Genomic DNA, 19,332 nt, shown 5'->3' with positions numbered 1-19,332 from the left:
TAGTTTTTAATGACGTAAGAATGAGGTAAGAAAGCTCTACTTCTGACATAATCAAATTTTCTTTTTGACAATAATTTCGTGACTTCATAATTATAAAAACAAGAAAATTTTAAAATGAAGAAACGTACGCTTAAAATCAGTTTATTTATTGTTACAGCTTTATTGCTTTGGGGAAGTTTTATACTACTTAAGCCAGAGCCTAAAACTATTGATGGTTTAATGAAAGGCTATGAGAATCCGGGGATAAAAATAAAAATCAGAAGTCCGTTTAGTGGTTCAGTTTTAGTAGCGAAGAATGAAGAAATCATTTTCAAAGGAGCATATGGTGATAAAGACAGAGAAACGAAAGAGCCTAATGCTATTAATACGAAATATGGAATTGGATCTGTGACAAAACAATTCACTGCTATGTTAGTAATGCAGTTAGTTGAAGAAGGAAAACTGAAACTTCATGATACTATTGGTACATACCTTTCTTATTTACCAAAAGAAAAAGGTGATCATATTACCATTCATCAGCTATTATCTCACACCTCAGGGTTACCGCATTATAACGGTTTAGAGAATATTGGCGTAAGTCTAAGGGATTTTGGAAAGAAAAAATATACTCCTAAAGATTTATGTGTATTGATTGGAAAAACGAATTTAATAGATCAACCTGGTGTTAGATTTTATTATAGTAGTTTAGGATATGATATTTTAGGAGCAATATTGGAAAAAGTATCTGGAAAAACCTTTGCTGAATTATTGAATGAAAAGATTGTTCTTCCTTTAAAATTAAAAAATACTGGTTTTGAAACAAACGAATTTGTGTCAAAAGAATTGGCGAAAGGATATCGTTATAGAGAAGTTTATGGATTGGATTGGTGGACTTCGGAGCATGGAGGTGAAACAAGAGAAGCACCTTTTAGAGATCAATCTACAGCGTATGCGGCAGGCGGAATGCATTCTACTGTAGAAGATTTATTTATTTGGAGTCAAGCGGTAAAGTCTTCTAAGCTATTATCACCAGAATTAACTGAGATTATGTTAACTCCAATTAAACAGGGATATAGTTATGGATGGGTTCGAAATTGGGACGATATCATTGAGAAAAACATCAATGTAAGGTTATACGGCCACGGAGGTGCTTTAGCCGGGAATAGCGCGTTTATTGCAATTTATGACGATGGTACAACAATTATTTATTTGGCAAATAGGAGCAACTTAAAAGCAGAGGAAATATTACATCAAATTCATTTAAGAGCAAATAACTTAAAAGATGAATACAAGTTGAAGGGATATCCTAACAGAAGTTCATATGATAAATTTACAGAAGCGGGAGGTATGAACGCTCTACAAGATTATTTTAACAGACTTTCCAAGTATAGTGGGTATACTGTTAATCCATCAAATAGTACTATGAGAGGTGTTATGAGAATTCACTTAAATGCCGGTAAGATTCACGTTGCTGATAGTCTAAAAACAGTTTTTTTGAAAACATATAATCCCAATGAAAATACATTAAATGACTTTGGGTACTATTTTTTAAGTTCAGATTATCCGAAGTATGCTCTGGAGTTTTTTAAAGAAGGAATTTCAAGATTTCCCAATTCTCCAAATGCGTGGGATAGTTTAGGAGAAGCTTACCTGACTAATGGAAATGAGGAAAAAGCTGTGACATCTTATGCAAAAGCGGTGTCAATTGCCGAAAGAATATCACATAGAAATTTAAAAGTTTATAAAGAGAATCTTCAAAAGGCGGAAAATAATCTACAAGATTAATCACTAATTGTTTTTTAATAAACAAAGTTCCTCTGTTGAAATCAATGTTTTTTAATAAGGTCAGTTCTAGGTAGATTTCATTACTTTCGCAGGGTTAAAAATTCAGTATATGATTTCAGTAGATAATTTAGCAGTAGAGTTTAATGGAGGTACTTTGTTTAGTGATGTTTCCTTTGTTATTAATCCCACGGATAAAATTGCTCTAATGGGTAAAAATGGTGCAGGAAAATCTACCATGATGAAGATTGTGGCAGGAGTTCAAAAAGCTACTAGAGGAGGAGTTCGTTCTCCTAAAGATACGGTCATAGCATATTTACCTCAGCATTTATTAACTGAAGATGATTGTACTGTTTTTGAAGAAACAGCAAAAGCATTTAAGCACGTTTTTGATATGCGCGATGAAATGGATAAACTCAATAAAGAGTTAGAAACGCGTACCGATTATGAAAGTGATGGCTATATGAAAATTATAGAGCGTGTTTCTGATTTAGGAGAAAAGTATTATGCCTTAGAAGATGTAAATTATGATGCTGAAGTAGAAAAAGCTTTAAAAGGGTTAGGATTTACTCAAGAAGATTTTACACGACAAACAAACGAGTTTAGTGGAGGTTGGCGTATGCGTATTGAATTAGCTAAAATCTTATTGCAAAAGCCCGATTTAATTTTGTTAGATGAGCCTACCAACCATATTGATATAGAATCGGTAGTGTGGTTGGAAGATTTCTTAATTAACAAAGCAAATGCAGTAATGGTAATATCGCATGATAAAGCCTTTATTGATAATATTACCAATAGAACCATAGAAGTAACTATGGGACGTATTTATGACTATAAAGCGAATTATTCGCATTACTTAGAACTACGTAAAGAACGTAGAGCACATCAATTAAAAGCATATCAAGAACAGCAAAAGTTTATATCTGAAACCAAAGCATTTATAGAACGTTTTAAAGGTACTTATTCAAAAACCAATCAGGTAGCTTCACGTGAACGTATGTTGGAGAAATTGGAGATTATTGAAATTGATGAGATCGATAATTCAGCATTAAAATTGCGATTTCCACCAGCACCACGCTCTGGAGATTATCCTGTTACGGTAAATGATGTGTCAAAATCATATGATGACAAAGTAGTTTTCAAGAATGCTAATTTGTCCATAGCAAGAGGAGAGAAGGTTTGTTTTGTTGGAAGAAATGGAGAAGGAAAATCTACGATGATTAAGGCTATTTTAAATGAAATAGAGGTATCAGGAACTTGTGAATTGGGACATAATGTAAAAGTAGGCTATTTTGCACAGAATCAAGCCGCTTTGTTAGATTCTAAAATGACGGTATTTCAAACAGTAGATGAAGTTGCTGAAGGAGATATTCGTACGCAAATTAAGAATATCTTAGGTCGTTTTATGTTTAGTGGAGATGATTTAGATAAGAAGGTTGGTGTTTTATCTGGAGGAGAAAGAACACGTTTAGCAATGGTAAAACTATTATTAGAACCAGTAAACTTGTTGATTTTAGATGAACCTACAAATCACTTGGATTTAAAATCGAAGGATGTATTAAAAGAAGCATTGAAATCGTTTGATGGGACTTTGATTTTAGTATCTCACGATCGTGATTTTTTACAAGGTCTTTCTCAAAAAGTATTTGAATTTAAAGATCAAAGAGTCATAGAACACTTTGAAACAATAGATGCGTTTTTAAAGAGAAATAGAATCGATAAAATTGCTGATATTAACTTAGTTAATTAATATAGTCTGAGAAAATTTAAAAATAGTATGAAGGTAACGGTAAAGAATTGGATAGGTGTATTATTAGTGCTATTTGTAAGTGGAGAAATACAAGCCCAAAAAGCAAAAGTAGAAGGTATTTATGTATCGAACTGGCAATTCCCTAAAACAATTATTTCACCAGATTTATCTACCTTTCATGTTGGTGACATTGTTTTAGACCCTAGGATAAAAGTTTTTTTAGGGAAACCAGATAAAGTACATCCACCAAACAAGGTGAAAAATTATAAGAACACTTTATTGCGAGATTTTTTAGAAAAAATTAGGCTACGTCAGTTTAGGTATGTCAATGGTCAGGGAGATTTGCTATTTAAAGTGGTTAAAAATGATGTTCAAATTAGAATTGAAGTTGAAGAGAAGAAAAGTTATCGTACAACAGAACCACCAAGTTATGTTGCAAAAATATATAGTTTAGTAGAAATTACGGTAGACATTCAAGATAATGAAGGTAATAGCATAGTAGTACTAAAAGAAAAGAAAAATAGAACGTTACTTTCGAAAGAAAACAATAGTAGATCAGAAGCCAAAAGAATGGTTTTGGGTGAGTTCAGGAAGGATCAAGATAGTTATTTATCTCGTGCTATGAGTAATTACTATGGAAGCTCTATAGATGTTTTAGAGAAAATAATTAAAGAGATAGATTATACTGTAAAAAAGGAAAGAGTAAATGTGTTTGTTGTCTCTAAAGCAGAAAAATATAAAGCTACTGAAGTAAATGAATTGGTTAAAAAATTGCGAAAAGTCAATTTTGAAAATATCGACCCAGCCGAAACTTCGTATATCTCAAAAGTTGAAAAAATAGCGAAGAAGTTTGAAGGTTTATTAATCAATTTTTCAGAAAAAGATAAAAGAGAAAGAAAGATTAGATGGGCAATTTTATCGAATTTATCTGCGTGTAGTTTTATGGTGCAAGACTACAAAAAGGCGTTAGATTATATTGCACAAAGGGAAAGTATAAAGTATAAGCGTGGATACATTTTTAACAAGCAGTTAATTAATGAAAAAATACACTTGAAGAATTCTTACGAAGCTAAAACTGTTAAAAGAGATCAAGTAACTCATGATTATTATATGGGCTTAAGGTCTAGTAAGAAAAGTGGGTTTTGGCATCACGAATCTAATAGTTATGTGAGATACTTTGTAGATACATATTTTGTTAAAGAATCAAGTGTAGAGGGGATGGTAATAAATCCTGAAACTTATTTTAATGTATTGTTTAAAAAAATAAAGTATTTAAAAAAGAAGAAGGATAAGTTCTATCAAAAGGAGGTGCTGAAAGAAATGGTATCATATGCTAATGAAAATGACAGAACTGTTTTTTTTGATAAATATGCTCCGAAGATTATTGATAAAAACTTAACTGGATTTGATTTTAATGAAATTTGTGATTTCTACAGGGCAAATGAAATAGAAAGAAAGCTTTTTAAGAATTTGATAGAGAAGGCAGCAGATGTTTTTAAACAATATACTATAGAAGGTTATAAAGGAGATGCTGAGTTAAACAAAAGACTTTTAAAAAGTTTACATCGATACGAGATGTTTAAGGATGTCAATCAAGTGAAAGACTATGGCGATGTAATATATTTTTACACATCAAAGGAATTAATGGATCATAAAATTCATTTTGATGAACTTAATAAGGGAAAAGTTGTAGATTATATTAATAGAATTTTATCCTTTGCTACACATGTTGTGAATTAACATCATATCCATTTGAATGAGTATGCTTGTTAATAACTAAATATAAATCTTTGTAAATCAAGTGTTAAAATCATATATATTTACTGGGTAACGAGATTTGTGTATTACAACTTCAAATCGAGTTTTGAGCGAGTAATCCTTAAATTCCCTAATATATATGACTACAAACTCAAATTTTCAGACTGTAGCAAAAGAACAAATTAAGTTCTTAAAGTTTCCTAAGGAAGAAGTGTTAAAAAAGAAAAATGCCATTGTAAATAGGTTTTTAGATTTACAAAGAGCATTGTCTTTAGGAAATCTAGAAAGAGAGAAAGTTAAGATATTCTTTATGGATACCGACGGTTTAAAAAAAGTTGAAACTACCGTGTGGGGAATTACTGATAAATCGGTAATTCTAAAACAATCCACAATTATTCCACTAAAAAGAATAGTTAGCATAGCTTAAAAAAAGGTCCTCGAATTTCGAGGACCTTTTTTTATTGTTAATAACTTTGGGTGATGCTTGCGTGTTTAAGCCTAATGTTCATAATAACTATTTGATAATTGACGAATTACTAGTTTTTAGATATTAACAATTATTAACATATGTTATTAACAATTGTTGATAACAATATGTATCTTTGCAGTTCAATTTGTTGAATTGAAGTCATTTATGATTTTATAAATTGAATTAACCCCAATTCCCCAAAATGTATTATGTTCTTTAAAAAAACGAAAGTAGTAAAGGAAGATCAGGAGAAGCTTTTGAGATTTCCTAAGATTGATGTGTTAGAACACAGAATAGACCAGGTAAATGATGCTTTGAATCTAAAGAGAGCATTTTTTAAAGAAAATTTGAACCGAACTAAGTTGAAAATATTCTTTACAGATCATTCAGGTTTACAGAAAGTTGAAACTTCAGTTTGGACCATTTCTGAGAAAGCAATAATTTTAAAAAACAATACGGTAGTTCCGTTAAGTGATATTGTTGCAGTAGCATAAAAAAAGCCCTCGAGTTTAATTCGAGGGCTTTTTTATTGGTGTTTATTTAAATTAAGCTTCCGCTTCCATATAATCTTCAATAGGATTACAAGAACAAATTAAGTTTCTGTCTCCAAAAGCATCATCTACACGACGAACTGAAGGCCAAAATTTATTGTCTGCAATATATTCTAATGGGAATGCTGCTTGCTTACGAGTATATGGCAAGCTCCATTCATCAGCAGTTAACATTTCTTGAGTATGTGGAGCATTCTTTAAAATATTGTTGTTATCATCTTTAGAAGCATTATCAATTTCCTTTCTAATAGAAATTAAAGCATCACAAAAACGATCTAATTCACCAACACTTTCAGATTCTGTTGGCTCTACCATAATAGTTCCAGCCACAGGGAATGATACTGTTGGAGCATGGAATCCATAATCCATTAAACGTTTAGCAATATCTACTACTTCAATACCGTTTTTCTTAAATTCACGACAGTCTAAAATCATTTCGTGAGCCGCACGATTCAATTCTCCAGAATACAACGTCTCAAAATGACCGCTTAAACGCTCTTTCATATAGTTGGCGTTTAAAATAGCAACCTTAGTAGAATTGGTTAAACCATCAGCACCTAACATTGTAATATAACCATAAGAAATTAAGCAAGCTAATGCAGACCCCCAAGGAGCTGCAGAAATTGCTGTGATTGCATTATCACCACCAGTTGCAATTACAGGATTGGTTGGTAAGAAAGGAACTAATTGAGGAGCCACACAAATTGGTCCAACACCTGGTCCGCCGCCACCATGAGGAATCGCAAACGTTTTATGTAAGTTTAGGTGACAAACATCAGCTCCAATAGTAGCTGGATTTGTTAAGCCAACTTGAGCATTCATATTTGCACCATCCATATATACTTGTCCACCATTGTCATGGATAATTTGAGTAATCTCTTTAATAGCTTTCTCATATACTCCGTGCGTAGAAGGATAAGTTACCATTAACGCAGCTAAGTTGTCTTTGTGTTTTTCAGCTTTAGCACGTAAATCTTCTACATCAATGTTTCCACGCTCATCTGTTTTGGTAACGACAACTTTCATTCCAGCCATTACTGCTGAAGCAGGATTCGTACCATGAGCAGAAGCAGGAATCAAACAAATATTTCTATTAGTATTTCCATTTGCTTCATGATAAGCTCTAATTACCATTAATCCGGCAAACTCACCTTGAGCACCTGAGTTAGGTTGTAATGAAGTTCCAGCGAAACCAGTAATAACGTTTAACTGATTTTCTAAATTAGTCAATACCTCTTGGTATCCTTGAGCTTGATCAATCGGTACAAATGGGTGAATATTTCCCCATTGTGGATTACTTAAAGGTAACATTTCTGAAGCTGCATTTAACTTCATAGTACAAGAACCTAAAGAAATCATAGAATGATTCAATGCTAAATCTTTACGTTCTAACTTCTTGATATAACGCATCATTTCAGTTTCTGATTGATACGTGTTAAATATTTCGTTGTCTAAGAAAGAAGTATTTCTTTGTATGTTTTGAGGAATTACATCTGCTGAAGTAAATTCAGTTATTGTAATATCTTGAATATTGAAAGCTTGTTCGAAGCAATCAACAATTGCATTGATTTCTTTTAAACCAACAGTTTCATTAACAGAAATAGAAATGTGGTTTTCATCTATATAATTAAAGTTAATTCCGTTTGCTTCAGCAATAGGACGTAACTGGTTCGTTTCTACTTCAATTACAATAGTATCAAAGAATGAAGTATTCTTTTGTTTAAATCCTAAGCTATCTAAAGCATTTGCTAAAGTAGCAGTAGCAGTGTGCACTTGATTTGCAATGTACTGAATACCATCTTTTCCATGATATACAGCATACATACCAGCCATAACAGCTAATAACACCTGAGCAGTACAAATATTAGAAGTAGCTTTTTCTCTTTTAATATGCTGTTCACGAGTTTGTAAAGCCATACGTAAAGCACGACTACCGTCAACATCTTTGGTAACTCCAATGATACGACCTGGAATACTACGTTTATAAGCTTCTTTAGTTGCAAAATAACCAGCGTGAGGTCCTCCATATCCTAAAGGAATACCAAAACGTTGTGTAGTACCTACTACAACATCAGCACCAAATTCTGCTGGAGCTTTTAAGTTAACTAATGATAAGATATCTGCAGCAACAGCTACTTTAATGTTATTAGCATTACAGTTTGCTGTAAACTCAGTATAATCATAAACTTGTCCATGTTTTCCTGGGTATTGAACAATAGCACCAAAGAATTCTTCAGAAAAATCAAATTCTTTATGGTTTCCAATCACCAATTCGATTCCAATAGGAATAGCACGTGTTTGTAAAACAGACAATGTTTGTGGTAAGATTTCTTGAGAAACAAAGAACTTGTTAACACCTGCTTTTTTCTGTGCTCTTTCACGAACATCAAATAACAAAGCCATGGCTTCTGCAGCTGCAGTTCCTTCATCTAATAAAGAAGCATTTGCAAGTTCCATTCCTGTTAAATCACAAACCATAGTTTGATAATTCAATAAAGCTTCCAATCTACCTTGAGCGATCTCTGCTTGATAAGGTGTGTAAGCAGTATACCATCCTGGGTTTTCTAAAATATTACGTTGAATAACACTTGGTAAAATAGCTTCGTGATATCCTAAACCAATGTAACTTTTAAAAACCTTGTTTTTAGCACCCAATTCATTAATGTGAGTTAGGTATTCATATTCACTCATGGCAGGATCTAAATCAAGCTCATTCTGTAAGCGAATATCATCAGGAATAGTTTCGTAAATTAATTGATCAATGCTTTCAATCCCTATGATTTCTAGCATTTGTTTATGGTCTTTAGAACGTGGACCTATATGACGTAATTGAAATGAATTAGTGTTCATTTGTGTTGTTGTTATTAAGTGGCTCAAAAATAACTAAAATCGTTGATTTGACCTTGTATATTTTTTGTTTAAAACAATATTTTATTAACCAAAAAGAAACGTTAAAAACATATATCTTATTTTTGTTGGGTGAGGTGGTTAAAAATTATGCTTGATTTTTATGTCAATTCCAGTATTCATGTGGCTTTGGCAGTATATTCTTTAGTTAGGATAACAGAGACGTATTTCGGTTTATCTTATAATGAATCATTAGATTTTTTTGTTTTTTTTGGAACTATTACAGGGTATAACTTTGTAAAGTATGCGGGTGTCGCAAAATTACATCATCATAGTTTAACAACTCATTTAAAAGTTATTCAGATTTTTTCATTGATTTGTTTTGTGGTGTTTATGTATTATGCCGTACAATTATCAATACAAACACTGGTATTTTTAACTCCATTAGGATTGTTAACACTGTTATATGCTGTTCCGTTTTTAGGAGGATTTCAAAAAAACTTACGAAGTATTAGTTATATAAAGGTAGTAGTAGTAGCTTTTGTATGGGCAGGAATAACCGTGTTGTTACCACTTCACGATATTGGTCATGATTGTTTTGGTGAAAAAGGAATGTTGGTGTTTCTACAGCGATTTTTGTTTGTATTTACGTTGATTTTACCTTTTGATATACGAGACGCAAAGTATGATGCAATAACGTTACAAACGATTCCAATAAAGATAGGGATTAATAACACCAAAGTTTTAGGGGGTACTTTGTTAATAATATGTGTATTGTTAGAGTTTTTAATTACACAAGACTTTCAGTTTGGAAAGGCATTTTTAGCAACTATCTTGTTGTTTTTTATCCTATTAATAAATGCAAATGAAAATCAACCAAAATATTACAGTTCTTTAATTGTGGAAGCTATTCCTATTGTTTGGTTTATTTTTCTTTCGGTTTTATAGTTATTAAACGATTTAACTTAGTTTTTATAAGAAATATGAGGTAAGTATGAAAATGTTATCATTTTGTGATACTTTTTTTGCGTATCCTTTGTACTTTAGTGGGCTTAAAAAACACAACACAACACAGTAATTATGAGTACTGAAAAAAGAAATTTTGTATTCGATTTTGATAGCACTTTAACAAAAGTAGAGGCTTTAGACGTATTGGCGGAAATCACATTAGCTAATAATCCGCAAAAAGAAGAAATTTTAGAAGGCATTTCTAATATTACCAATTTAGGAATTGATGGAGAGATTTCTTTCACCGAATCCCTAGAAAAACGTATTCAAGTATTGAATGCTAAAAAATCAGATTTATCCATTTTAATAGACGAACTAAAACAAAAGGTTTCTCCTTCTATAGAAAGAAATAAAGAGTTTTTTGAGAGGTTTTCTGAAGATATTTATGTAATTTCAGCAGGGTTTAAAGAGTTTATCGATCCAATTGTTGCAGAATATAATATTCCGTCGGAAAGAGTTTTTGCCAATACTTTTGAGTTTGATGAAAACGAAATGATTGTTGGATTTGATAGAGAGAATGTTTTATCTACTCACAATGGGAAAATCCAATGTTTAAAAGATTTGGATTTAAAAGGAGAAATTCAGGTTATTGGAGACGGATATAGCGATGCAGTAACTAAAGAGGCAGGAGTGGCAGATACATTTTTTGCTTATACAGAAAATGTAATACGAGATAAGACCATTGCGAATGCTGATCATATAACACCAAATTTAGACGAATTTTTATACGTGAATAAATTACCGAGAAACATATCATTTCCAAAGCATAGAATTAAAATTCTATTATTAGAAAATGTACACCCAGATGCATTTACAAAATTATCGGGTGATGGATTTTCAGTAGAAACAGTTTCTAGAAGTTTATCGGAAGATGAATTAATTGAGAAATTAAAAGATGTACATGTTTTAGGTATTAGATCGAAAACACAGGTAACAAGAAGAGTAATTGAAGCGGCTGAAAAATTAATGGTGGTTTCAGCATTTTGTATTGGAACGAAGCAGATTGATCTAGAAGCTGCCAAAGAAAATGGAATTGTTGTATTCAATGCACCGTATAGTAATACACGTTCAGTAGTAGAATTGGCTATTGGTGAAATCATTATGTTAATGAGAAGTGTTTTCCAACGAAGTACAGAATTGCATAATGGACAATGGAATAAGACAGCTCAGGGTTCTAAAGAAGTAAGAGGTAAAAAATTAGGAATTGTTGGATATGGTAATATCGGTAAACAATTGTCTGTTTTAGCAGAAGCTTTAGGAATGGATGTGTATTATTATGATGTGGAAGATAAGTTAGCTTTAGGGAATGCTACCAAAGTAAATACTTTAAAAGAGCTTTTAAACTTATCTGATGTAGTTACGTTACATATTGATGACAATGCAGCAAATAAAAACTATATAGGGAAAGAGGAAATTGCAGAGATGAAAGACGGAGCTCATTTGGTAAATTTATCAAGAGGGTTTGTTGTTGATATTGAAGCGTTAGTAGGTGCTTTAGAGTCAGGGAAAATAGCAGGAGCTGCTGTTGATGTGTATCCTGAAGAGCCAAGAAAGAATGGAGAATTCTTTACTAGGTTAAAAGGATTGAATAATGTAATTTTAACACCACATGTTGGTGGAAGTACAGAAGAAGCACAAAAAGATATAGCTGATTTTGTTCCTGGTAAAATCATGGCATATATAAACTCTGGAAATACAGTAGATGCTGTAAACTTCCCGAATATTAGATTACCAAAGCATGATAACGCCCATCGCTTCTTGCATATTCATAAAAATGTACCAGGGGTAATGGCAAAGATTAATAAGGTACTTGCAAAATATGAGCTAAATATTACAGGACAGTATTTATCTACAGATGAAAAAGTAGGTTATGTAATAACAGATGTTGATAAAGAGTATGATCAAGATGTAGTTGCAAAACTGAAGAATGTAGATGGAACAATTAAGTTTAGAGTTCTATATTAAGAAATAAGAAAAATCCCGCTGATGCGGGATTTTTTATTTATAAACGGTCAAAGTCCTTAAACTCTTCTTCCATTATAATAACGCCTTTTTGAAGGATGTTTATATAACTAGGAATGTTTTCAGTTCTAAACCTACTTAAAGGTCCAGATGCACTTATGCAGGCAATAATATTGCCTGATTTATTACAGATAGGAATGGCAATACTAACCAGACCTAATTCAAATTCTTCAACATCGAGAGCATATCCTTGAGAAAGGATTGTGTCTAATTCTTTTTTTAAGCTTTTTAGATTTGTAATAGTATGTTGTGTAGCTTTAGTGAGTTGAATTCTTTTTAAAATTTCATTCTGTATATCTCTTTTAGAAAAAGCGAGCAATAGTTTACCAGAAGCGGTAGCATGTATAGGTTGATAAGAACCTATAGAAGTATTTATCTTTAAACCATGTAAACTGTCCGCTTTGTTAATATGAAAAACCTGATCTTCCTTTAATATACTAAGTAAAACAGTTTCTTGAATTTCTAGAGCAACATTTTTTATAGGTGCATTCGTAGATTTGGTAATAGCTTTATATATAGCTACTCTATTTCCTAATTCAAATAGCTTACTACCCAAACTGTATTTTTCATTGCTATTTTGATGAACAATATTTAAAGAAGCTAAAGTGTTTAATAAACGATATGTGGTGCTTTTATTGTAACCAGTTTTTAAAGCTAATTCACGTACACCCCAGGAAGTTTTTTCATTGGTAAAAGCGTCAAGTAAGGCAAAAGCCTTTACTACAGATTGATTTACTTTTTTGTCAGGATCACTCATAAAATTCTAAAATATGTTGACTAAGATAATAAAAATGTGTAGATTTATAAAACACCGTTTCATAAAGTGAAACACTTTGGCTTTTTATTTTGCTTAGAAATAAAGTATCTTTAGTGTTCTTTTAGAAAAGGCTTTTGAAATAAAAACAGTATGTATAAAGCAACGTTAGAATACGCACAACAACTTGATAAAGAAGATCAACTAAGTTATTTAAGAGATCAATTTCATATACCAAAAGATAAAGAGGGGAGTGATTGGTTGTATTTTACAGGGAACTCCTTAGGGTTACAACCAAAACAAACACAACAATATATTCAACAAGAATTGGATGATTGGGCAAAGTTTGGAGTAGAAGGACACTTTGAAGCGAAGAATCCTTGGATGCCCTATCATGAATTTCTTACAGAAAAAATGGCAACAATTGTAGGAGCAAAACCATTGGAGGTAGTTGTAATGAATACACTTACAACCAACCTTCATTTATTAATGGTTTCTTTTTATCAACCTACGAAAAAGAAATATAAGATTGTTATAGAATCTGATGCTTTTCCTTCAGATAGATATGCTGTACAATCGCAATTAAAATTTCATGGATTTGATCCGGAAGAAGGATTGGTAGAATGGAAACCAAGAGAAGGAGAAGAATTACTTAGGATAGAAGATTTAGAACAAATCGTTTCTGAACAAGGAGATGAAATAGCTCTGTTGTTAATTGGTGGTGTGAACTATTATACGGGGCAATACTTAGATTTAAAGAGAATTGCAGAAATAGGACATGCAAAAGATTGTTTTGTAGGAATTGATCTAGCACATGGAGCTGGAAATATTTCTCCTGAATTACATGAAAGCGGGGTAGACTTTGCTGCTTGGTGTACATATAAATATTTAAATTCTGGTCCAGGTAGTTTAGCAGGGTTGTTTGTGCATGAAAAACATGCACACAATAAAGAATTACCTCGATTTGCAGGATGGTGGAATCACAACAAAGAAACTCGTTTTAACATGCGTCAACCCTTTGATGTAATGGCAGGAGGAGAAGGATGGCAATTGAGTAATCCACCAATTTTATCTATGGCAGCTATACGTTCATCGTTGGACTTATTTGATAAAGTTGGAATGAAGGCTTTAAGAGAAAAGTCAGAAAGCCTAACCGGATATTTTGAGTTTTTAGTAAATCAAATTGATACCGATAGAATTAAGGTAATTACTCCTAGTAATCCAAAAGAAAGAGGTTGTCAATTATCCATTCAAGTAAGAAATGCAGATAAAAGTTTGCATCATAAACTAACAAAAAAAAATGTAATAACCGATTGGAGAGAGCCAGATGTAATACGTTGTGCACCTGTCCCAATGTACAATAGCTTTGAAGACGTGTTTAGAATGGTTGAGATTTTAAAAGGATTGTTGTAATTAAAAAAAATAATGGAAAGGAAAGACACGAATTATAAAAAATGGTCATTTAAGTTTTTGATTTATATATTATTATTGAATGCATTAGTCGCGTATTTAATAATAACTACACCTTTAGGTATTGGGAATAGTGGAGAAATGTTGGGGATAAGATTATTAGGTTTGTCATTACTAATTTTTGGGTTGTTAATAGCTGGTATTGTATTGACTATTTTAAGTTTTAAAAATAAAGAAGAAAAGAATTATCAATATAATATTTCAGTTTATGGATATCCAATTTATATATTCATTAGTCTGATCTTAAGTTTTTTGTAAATAGAATGAGTAAAAAAGATAATATAGTAATCATAGGAGCTGGATTGTGTGGAAGTTTATTAGCACTTCGTTTAGCACAAAGAGGATATAAAGTTTCGGTATATGAAAGTAGACCAGATTTAAGAACTACTGATATTTCTGCTGGACGTTCAATAAACTTAGCCTTATCAGATAGAGGTTTTAAGGCATTGAGATTGGCTGGTGTTGAAGAAAAAGCTAGAGAGATTTGCATTCCTATGTATGGGCGATTAATTCATGATAAAGAAGGAAATACCTTTGCTTCTAACTATTCAGGAAGAGAAAATGAATATATCAATTCAATCTCAAGAGGAGATTTAAATGGAATTTTGCTTACGGAAGCTGAAAAACATGAAAATGTAAGCATTCATTTCAACACAAAATGTACTTCAGCAGATATTGAGAATACGATTGTTCATTTTAAGAGTTATACTACCAAAGAAGAATTTTCTGTAGATGCAGATGTTGTTTTTGGAACAGACGGAGCAGGATCAGTATTGCGCAAGAGTTATTATTTAGAAAAGAAATTCTTGTTTAGTTATTCTCAAAACTATTTAACGCATGGGTATAAAGAGTTAGAAATTCCAGCCGACAAACTTGGAAATCATCAAATAAGTAAAGATCATTTACATATTTGGCCACGTGGACAATATATGCTAATAGCCTTACCAAATTTAGATGGAAGTTTTACGGTAACACTATTCTTAAGTTATGATGAAGGTGAGTATAACTTTAATAATTTAACTTCCGAAGAAAAGATTACTAGTTTTTTTGAGAACGAATTTCCAGATGCACTAGCACTGATTCCTAATATAAAAGATGAGTTTTTCAACAATCCAACTGGAGCGCTTGGAACTGTAAAATGTTCTCCTTGGATGTATCAAAACAAAACAATGTTAATGGGAGATGCGGCACATGCCATAGTGCCTTTTTATGGACAAGGGATGAATGCTTCTTTTGAAGATGTTACTGTTTTTGATGCCATCTTAGACGCTCACGAAGGAGATTGGGAAAAGATATTTTTGGTATATCAAAATGCAAGAAAAGAAGATACAGATGCTATTGCTGATTTAGCAATTGATAATTATTATGAAATGCGAGACCATGTGGCAAATCCTTTGTTTAAGCAAAAACGAAAGATTGAAATGGATCTAGAAAGTAATTTTCCAACGGAATATTTTTCTAAATACTCAATGGTAACTTTTAATGAAGAAATTCCATATGCGAGTGCAATGAAAAAAGGAAGAGCACAAGATAAAGCATTATTAAATCTTATTGCAGATAAGGAGGTAACAACTTCTTTAGAAATGACAAAGGAAGAATTAAAGGTGGTGTTAAGGAAAGTGCAAGAAGAAACGAATGAGATTTTAGAGGAAGATAAAGTAGCAGGACTGAAATAATGAATAAGTATATCGTTTTACTTAGAGGAATTAATGTATCCGGGAAGAATAAAATTCCCATGGTTGAACTTAGAGAGGTGTTAGATACTTTAGGTTTTCAAAATGTACAAACCTATATTCAGAGTGGAAATATTGTTTTAGATGCTAATGAATCAAAGAATGAAGTTTGTAATAAAGTTCATTTAGGTATTAAGGAGAAGTTTGGGTTTGATATTCCCGTGTTAGCAAGAACACCTGAAGAATGGAAAAGAACGATTGATAAATATCCTTTTCCAATAGAGAATGAAAAAATAGTAGCATTTTCATTTTTAGATAAGCTTCCCTCTCAAAAAGAAATAGAGGTAAAAGGAATTAATGAAGATCAATATAAAATAGAAGATGACATGGTCTATTTGTATTGTCCATCTGGATTTGGAAAGACAAAACTAACAAACAATACTATTGAAAAGAAGTTAGATGTAATAGCTACTACAAGAAATTATAAAACAACAAAAAAGTTGTTAGAATTAGCCCATCCCAGCCTTCCCAATGGGAAGGAGTAAGTTGAGGCTTTAAAAAGAATAATAAAAATAAACTCAAATACCCTATAAAAGAGTTTCTCCCCTCTGGGGAGATTAAGAGGGGCTTATAACATGGACAGTAAAGTAATCAAAGGAAAAGCAATACCAAGAGGAAAATTTCCGCATGTAAAACAAGTAGGAGATTTTATATATGTATCAGGAACAAGTTCTCGTAGACCTGATAATTCTTTTGAAGGAGTTGAGGTGGATGAATTTGGAACAACCAACTTGGATATTAAAAAACAAACAAAGGCTGTAATAGAAAATATTAGAGATATCTTACAAGAAGTAGGAGCAGATTTATCTGATATTGTTGATGTAACCTCGTTTTTAGTAAATATGAATGATTTTGGTGGGTATAATCAAGTATATGCAGAATATTTCGATTATAATGGTCCAACAAGGACAACCGTAGCAGTACATCAACTGCCACATCCACATTTATTAATAGAGATAAAAGTAGTGGCATATAAACCTAAATCTTAGTATAAGGATGAGTTTCAATCAACACAAAAAAGCATTAATAGATCAAGGATTTTCAATTACTGAATGTGTTTTTAGTAATGAAGAAATTCAGAGATTGTTGTTGTTGATCGAAACTTCAGAAAAGGAGTATGCGATAAGAAAACTCACTACCAAAAAGCCTGAAATATTAGATGTGATTTTTGGAAATGAGAAGTTCAAGAAATTATACGAGTTGACTTGTGATCAAAAGTACTTCTTATCTAAAGCAATTTTCTTTAACAAACCAAGTAAGTCTAATTGGTTTGTGAGTATGCATCAAGATTTGAGTATTAGTGTAGCAAGAAGAATAGAGGAGATAGGATATACAAATTGGACCAATAAGAATGGTCAACTAGGGGTAATTCCACCAAATAATGTTTTAGATAATACAATTACATTTAGAATTCATTTAGATAAAACTGATGAAACAAATGGAGCTTTAAGTGTAATACCCAAAACACATTCAAAAGGAATTATTAGAGTAGATGAGAGTTTTGATAAAAACTCTTTAGGAAATGAAGAGTTATGTATTGTTGAAAAAGGAGGAGTGATGTTAATGAAACCATTGTTATTACATGCTTCTTCAAAATCGGTTTCAACATATGATAGAAGAGTAATTCATTTAGAATTTTGTAACCAAGAAATTCCAATGGGATGGCTTGAAAAAAAGAAGGTCAGTTAAAATGCAAAACATTAAAAATTATATAAATGGAGCGTTTGTAGCTCCAATAGCTGGGAATTATATAGATAATTATAATCCATCTATTGGAGAGGTATATGGACAAATTCCAAATTCTTCAAAAGAAGATGTAGCATTGGCATATCAAGCGGCAAGGGAAGCTTTTCCTGCTTGGTCAAATACTTCTTTGGAAGAGAGAAGTAAGATTATGTCTAAAATAGCACAGCTAATTCAAGATAAATTACCCGAATTGGCTGAGGCAGAATCTAAAGATAATGGAAAACCATTGAGTTTAGCAACTACTATCGATATCCCAAGAGCCTCATCTAATTTTCAGTTTTTTGCCAATGCCATAACACAATTTTCTTCGGAAGCGCATGAAAGTGTAGGTTTAGATGCAATGAATTTTACATTACGTCAGCCAATTGGAGTTGTAGGTTGTATCTCTCCATGGAATTTACCGTTGTATTTATTTACTTGGAAAATAGCACCTGCCATTGCAGCAGGGAATTGTGTTGTTGCAAAACCAAGCGAAGTTACTCCAATGACAGCCTTTTTATTAGGAGAAATATGTAATGAAGCAGGGCTCCCCAAAGGAGTGTTAAATATAGTACATGGTTTAGGAGGAACAACCGGACAAGCAATTGTTGAACATCCAGATATTAAAGCGATATCATTTACAGGAGGAACCACGACAGGAGCTCATATAGCGCGCGTAGCGGCTCCAATGTTTAAAAAACTTTCTTTAGAATTAGGAGGAAAGAATCCGAATATCATTTTTGCTGATTGTGATTATGATAAAATGATTGCTACTACAGTACGTTCTTCATTTGCTAATCAAGGACAAATTTGTTTATGCGGGAGTAGAATTTTCGTAGAAGAAAATATCTATGAACAATTCAAAAAAGACTTTGTTCAGAAAGTATCAGAATTAAAAGTTGGAAATCCTTTTGATAAAGAGACTAATGTAGGAGCTTTAGTCTCTAAACCACATTTAGAAAAAGTACAATCGTATATAGAAATAGCTGAAGAAGAAGGAGGGAAGGTATTGTATGGAGGTAATAGAGTCACAGTTGATAAATGTGAAGAAGGATATTATTTACAACCAACAATTATTGAAGTAGAAAGTAATGACTGTAAACTCAATCAAGAAGAAATATTTGGACCAGTAGTTACCATTATGCCATTTAAAACGGAGGAAGAAGCATTAGCAATGGCAAATGATGTAAAATACGGATTGTCATCAACCTTATGGACCAATAACCTGAATAGAACTATGAGATTAAGTAAGCAATTGTATGCAGGAATTGTTTGGGTAAATACATGGTTGTTACGAGATTTAAGAACACCTTTTGGCGGACAAAAAGATAGTGGTGTAGGAAGAGAAGGAGGTTTTGAAGCATTACGCTTTTTTACAGAGCCTAAAAATATATGTATACAGTATAAATAATACTTATATTCTCTAAATGAGAAGAAGTAAGTAGAAAAATAATAATAATAAAAACGATTATCCACCCAGATAA

The 19,332-nt window shown here is 32.1% G+C and carries 16 protein-coding genes; 14 read left to right on the top strand and 2 right to left on the bottom strand.

Annotation, left to right across the window (positions count from 1 at the left end; translation table 11 throughout):
• The first annotated feature begins 114 nt into the window (after positions 1–114).
• From Q0873_RS16500 to Q0873_RS16480, 5 genes are all read left to right on the top strand, one after another.
• Positions 115–1,764 (top strand): serine hydrolase, encoded by a 1,650-nt coding sequence (locus Q0873_RS16500; protein WP_299109401.1) that lies wholly within the window; start codon positions 115–117, stop codon positions 1,762–1,764.
• Positions 1,765–1,873: 109 nt separating this feature from the next.
• Positions 1,874–3,511 (top strand): ABC-F family ATP-binding cassette domain-containing protein, encoded by a 1,638-nt coding sequence (locus tag Q0873_RS16495; protein WP_299109399.1) that lies wholly within the window; start codon positions 1,874–1,876, stop codon positions 3,509–3,511.
• Between the two features lie 27 nt (positions 3,512–3,538).
• Positions 3,539–5,251 (top strand): hypothetical protein, encoded by a 1,713-nt coding sequence (locus tag Q0873_RS16490; protein ID WP_299109396.1) that lies wholly within the window; start codon positions 3,539–3,541, stop codon positions 5,249–5,251.
• A 157-nt stretch (positions 5,252–5,408) separates the two neighbouring features.
• The gene (locus Q0873_RS16485) at positions 5,409–5,696 is read left to right on the top strand and encodes a hypothetical protein (protein ID WP_299109393.1); all 288 of its coding nucleotides are present in this window, start codon (positions 5,409–5,411) and stop codon (positions 5,694–5,696) included.
• 251 nt (positions 5,697–5,947) lie between these two features.
• Positions 5,948–6,232, top strand: coding sequence for a hypothetical protein (locus Q0873_RS16480; RefSeq protein WP_299109390.1), 285 nt, complete (start codon positions 5,948–5,950; stop codon positions 6,230–6,232).
• A 51-nt stretch (positions 6,233–6,283) separates the two neighbouring features.
• Here the strand turns inward: Q0873_RS16480 and gcvP are convergent, their stop codons facing one another.
• On the bottom strand, positions 6,284–9,139 hold the full coding sequence (gene gcvP / locus Q0873_RS16475) for an aminomethyl-transferring glycine dehydrogenase (RefSeq protein WP_299109388.1): 2,856 nt from the start codon (positions 9,137–9,139) through the stop codon (positions 6,284–6,286).
• Positions 9,140–9,286: 147 nt separating this feature from the next.
• On the opposite strand from gcvP, the gene Q0873_RS16470 reads away from it, so the two are divergent.
• Both Q0873_RS16470 and serA read left to right on the top strand, forming a co-directional pair.
• Positions 9,287–10,084 (top strand): hypothetical protein, encoded by a 798-nt coding sequence (locus tag Q0873_RS16470; protein WP_299109386.1) that lies wholly within the window; start codon positions 9,287–9,289, stop codon positions 10,082–10,084.
• A gap of 132 nt (positions 10,085–10,216) precedes the next feature.
• Positions 10,217–12,109: a phosphoglycerate dehydrogenase gene (serA, locus tag Q0873_RS16465; protein WP_299109384.1), complete on the top strand. Its 1,893-nt coding sequence runs from the start codon at positions 10,217–10,219 to the stop codon at positions 12,107–12,109.
• A 37-nt stretch (positions 12,110–12,146) separates the two neighbouring features.
• On the opposite strand, the gene Q0873_RS16460 is transcribed toward serA, so the two are convergent.
• Entirely contained in the window at positions 12,147–12,923 is a 777-nt protein-coding gene (locus tag Q0873_RS16460; protein ID WP_299109381.1) for an IclR family transcriptional regulator, read from the bottom strand.
• Positions 12,924–13,073: 150 nt separating this feature from the next.
• Here Q0873_RS16460 and kynU point away from each other — a divergent pair, with 150 nt between their 5' ends.
• From kynU to Q0873_RS16425, 7 genes are all read left to right on the top strand, one after another.
• On the top strand, positions 13,074–14,333 hold the full coding sequence (gene kynU, locus Q0873_RS16455; protein WP_299109379.1) for a kynureninase: 1,260 nt from the start codon (positions 13,074–13,076) through the stop codon (positions 14,331–14,333).
• Between the two features lie 12 nt (positions 14,334–14,345).
• A complete protein-coding gene (locus tag Q0873_RS16450; RefSeq protein WP_299109377.1) occupies positions 14,346–14,648 on the top strand; it encodes a hypothetical protein in 303 nt (100 codons plus the stop codon).
• 5 nt (positions 14,649–14,653) lie between these two features.
• On the top strand, positions 14,654–16,066 hold the full coding sequence (locus Q0873_RS16445) for an NAD(P)/FAD-dependent oxidoreductase (protein WP_299109375.1): 1,413 nt from the start codon (positions 14,654–14,656) through the stop codon (positions 16,064–16,066).
• The gene (locus Q0873_RS16440; RefSeq protein ID WP_299109373.1) at positions 16,066–16,608 is read left to right on the top strand and encodes a DUF1697 domain-containing protein; all 543 of its coding nucleotides are present in this window, start codon (positions 16,066–16,068) and stop codon (positions 16,606–16,608) included. The genes Q0873_RS16445 and Q0873_RS16440 overlap by 1 nt, the downstream gene beginning before the upstream one ends.
• Positions 16,609–16,698: 90 nt before the next feature.
• A complete protein-coding gene (locus tag Q0873_RS16435; RefSeq protein ID WP_299109371.1) occupies positions 16,699–17,112 on the top strand; it encodes a RidA family protein in 414 nt (137 codons plus the stop codon).
• A gap of 7 nt (positions 17,113–17,119) precedes the next feature.
• A complete protein-coding gene (locus Q0873_RS16430) occupies positions 17,120–17,812 on the top strand; it encodes a phytanoyl-CoA dioxygenase family protein (RefSeq protein ID WP_299109369.1) in 693 nt (230 codons plus the stop codon).
• Position 17,813: 1 nt separating this feature from the next.
• On the top strand, positions 17,814–19,259 hold the full coding sequence (locus Q0873_RS16425; RefSeq protein ID WP_299109367.1) for an aldehyde dehydrogenase: 1,446 nt from the start codon (positions 17,814–17,816) through the stop codon (positions 19,257–19,259).
• The last annotated feature ends 73 nt before the right edge of the window (positions 19,260–19,332 follow it).

Origin of the sequence: uncultured Tenacibaculum sp. (assembly GCF_947498805.1) — a bacterium.
Lineage (GTDB): Bacteria > Bacteroidota > Bacteroidia > Flavobacteriales > Flavobacteriaceae > Polaribacter.
This window is presented reverse-complemented; position numbering and strand designations above follow the sequence as displayed.

Bases quoted from the DNA above. Each gene is read 5' to 3' on its own strand.
- Q0873_RS16495 (WP_299109399.1), top strand. From the start codon at position 1,874: ATGATTTCAGTAGATAATTTAGCAGTAGAGTTTAATGGAGGTACTTTG.
- Q0873_RS16440 (WP_299109373.1), top strand. From the start codon at position 16,066: ATGAATAAGTATATCGTTTTACTTAGAGGAATTAATGTATCCGGGAAG.
- Q0873_RS16500 (WP_299109401.1), top strand. From the start codon at position 115: ATGAAGAAACGTACGCTTAAAATCAGTTTATTTATTGTTACAGCTTTA.
- gcvP (WP_299109388.1), bottom strand. From the start codon at position 9,139: ATGAACACTAATTCATTTCAATTACGTCATATAGGTCCACGTTCTAAA.
- Q0873_RS16490 (WP_299109396.1), top strand. From the start codon at position 3,539: ATGAAGGTAACGGTAAAGAATTGGATAGGTGTATTATTAGTGCTATTT.
- Q0873_RS16470 (WP_299109386.1), top strand. From the start codon at position 9,287: ATGCTTGATTTTTATGTCAATTCCAGTATTCATGTGGCTTTGGCAGTA.
- Q0873_RS16485 (WP_299109393.1), top strand. From the start codon at position 5,409: ATGACTACAAACTCAAATTTTCAGACTGTAGCAAAAGAACAAATTAAG.
- kynU (WP_299109379.1), top strand. From the start codon at position 13,074: ATGTATAAAGCAACGTTAGAATACGCACAACAACTTGATAAAGAAGAT.
- serA (WP_299109384.1), top strand. From the start codon at position 10,217: ATGAGTACTGAAAAAAGAAATTTTGTATTCGATTTTGATAGCACTTTA.
- Q0873_RS16435 (WP_299109371.1), top strand. From the start codon at position 16,699: ATGGACAGTAAAGTAATCAAAGGAAAAGCAATACCAAGAGGAAAATTT.
- Q0873_RS16445 (WP_299109375.1), top strand. From the start codon at position 14,654: ATGAGTAAAAAAGATAATATAGTAATCATAGGAGCTGGATTGTGTGGA.
- Q0873_RS16425 (WP_299109367.1), top strand. From the start codon at position 17,814: ATGCAAAACATTAAAAATTATATAAATGGAGCGTTTGTAGCTCCAATA.
- Q0873_RS16450 (WP_299109377.1), top strand. From the start codon at position 14,346: ATGGAAAGGAAAGACACGAATTATAAAAAATGGTCATTTAAGTTTTTG.
- Q0873_RS16460 (WP_299109381.1), bottom strand. From the start codon at position 12,923: ATGAGTGATCCTGACAAAAAAGTAAATCAATCTGTAGTAAAGGCTTTT.
- Q0873_RS16430 (WP_299109369.1), top strand. From the start codon at position 17,120: ATGAGTTTCAATCAACACAAAAAAGCATTAATAGATCAAGGATTTTCA.
- Q0873_RS16480 (WP_299109390.1), top strand. From the start codon at position 5,948: ATGTTCTTTAAAAAAACGAAAGTAGTAAAGGAAGATCAGGAGAAGCTT.